This window comes from Corynebacterium bouchesdurhonense, assembly GCF_900078305.2.
Classification (GTDB): Bacteria; Actinomycetota; Actinomycetes; order Mycobacteriales; family Mycobacteriaceae; genus Corynebacterium; species Corynebacterium bouchesdurhonense.
The window spans coordinates 1-1,934 of sequence record NZ_LT546016.1 but is presented as its reverse complement, the minus strand read 5'-3'; the positions used below and the strand labels follow the sequence as shown (position 1 = coordinate 1,934).

Genomic DNA, 1,934 nt, shown 5'->3' with positions numbered 1-1,934 from the left:
GGGCAGCACAGCGAGGGGCACCGGGGCGCACCCCGCACCGCACCGGGGTACCTCGGGGGGTGTGTTGCGCAAACTCGAACCCGGCACATTGCTGCAATCCCGCAACAATGTTCCGGATTGCAACTATCTGCCGGGTTCGCCGATTTGCATGCCACCACCCCTCTCCGCTCACAGGAAACGCACAGTCGGCAAATGTGTCTGGTAGATGCGTTCTGGCAGATGCGTTCCAGCACATGGTCTCCAACCGAGTACCCGAGGAGACCGCGACCAGATTTACTCGACTGGAGACCATGTGCCAGAACGCTTTTGCGGCCGGGCGTCCCGGCGCGGCGCTCCGGCCGGGGCCAAAGCCGGGGCCAAAGCCGGGGCCAAATCCGCCAAACCGCCAAATCCGCCTACAGCGCCGACACCGCCAAAACCGCCTACAGCGCCACGGGCGCCACCGGCTCCACCGGGTTGCCCTGCCACACGGTGCCGGCGGGGACGGAGTCGCCGCGCATGACCAGGGAGCCGGGCCCCACGGTGGCGCCCGCGCCGAGCACCGCGCCCGGCAGCACCACCGAGTTCGGCCCCAGTGTCGCACCCGCCTCCAGAGTCACGGCGTCCAGCGACATCACGCGGTCCTGGAAGAGGTGCGTCTGCACCACGGTGCCCGGGCCCACGGTGGCCCCGCGGCCCACAACGCAGAGGTCGGTCTCCGGGAACCAGTAGGACTCGATCCAGGCGCCGCGCCCCACGCGCACACCCAGGGCGCGCAGGGCCAGGTTCATCTCGCCGGAACCGGCGGCCCAGGTGAAGAACCAGGGCGCGGCGATCATCTCCACAAACTGGTCCTGCAGCTCGTTGAGCCACACAAACCAGCTGTACAGCGGGTGCTCACCGGCGCGGTGGCGCTGCACCAGCAGCCACTTGATCGCCACGGTCACGGCCACGGCCACGGCGCCCACGCCCATCCACAGCAGCCCGCCGAGCAGGTACACCCACAGGCCCACGCGGCCCAACAGCTCCAGCACGCCCACGGCGAACAGCGCCGCGAGCGCCGCCTGCGCGATCGGCGCGGCCAGACGCAGCGTCTCAACGAGCCCGCGCCGCACCTTCATGCCCACGGGCGCCCGGTACGTGCCGGCCTCGCCGCCCGCCGCGGCCACCTCCACGCGGCGCATCCGCTCCGGCGGCGAGCCCCACCAGTTGGACTTGCCCTTGGACTTCCGCGGCGCGGAGGACAGCACGGCCACCAGGGATCGCTTGGCCAGCCGGCGCCCCGGCGCGACGATGCCGGAGTTGCCCACGAAGGAGCGCTTGCCTACCTGCGACTCCGCGCTCCGGATCCACCCGCCGGAGAGTTCGTAGGGGCCGATGAGGGTGTCGTCGGCAAGGAAGGAGCTCTCGCCCACGCTGGCCAGCTTCGGCACCATGAGCGCGGTGGAGATTTCGGCGTCCTTGCCCACCTCGGCGCCGAGCGCCCTGAACCAGGAAGGCGTGAGGAGGGAGGCGTAGAGGGGGAAGAAGCGTGAGCGGGCGTCGTCAAGCAGGCGCACGACCGTCCACAAGCCCCAGCCCGCGGCGGAGCGCACGGGGTGCGTGCCGGGCTTCACGGCGAGCTGCGCGAGGCGCACGAACGTCCAGGTCAGCGCCAGGCCAGCGAAAAAGTAGACCAGCCCGCCGGCTACCACCGCCGCAACCAGGCCCCCGCCGCCAGCCTGGAACAACACCGCCGCGCCGGCGAGCACGCCGAGCGCCCCGGCAGCCACGGGCACGGCGGCGATCGCCATGGCCGTGAGCGCGTAGAGCGCCACCCACACCCGGCCGCGGGGCGGGGGGGGGGGGGGGGGCGCGGGGGGGGGGGGGGGGGGGGTGCCCACCTTGCGGGGGGGGGGGCCGGGCCCGCGCGCGGCCTTCCTCACCGGCTTGGCGCCGGGTTCGGTGGGGCCGGG

Annotated in this window: 1 protein-coding gene; it reads right to left on the bottom strand. The window is 72.5% G+C overall.

What is annotated here, in order from left to right:
* Positions 1-422 precede the first annotated feature (422 nt).
* Positions 423-1,862: a Pls/PosA family non-ribosomal peptide synthetase gene (locus BN4252_RS00375; protein WP_262360139.1), complete on the bottom strand. Its 1,440-nt coding sequence runs from the start codon at positions 1,860-1,862 to the stop codon at positions 423-425.
* Between the last annotated feature and the right edge of the window lie 72 nt (positions 1,863-1,934).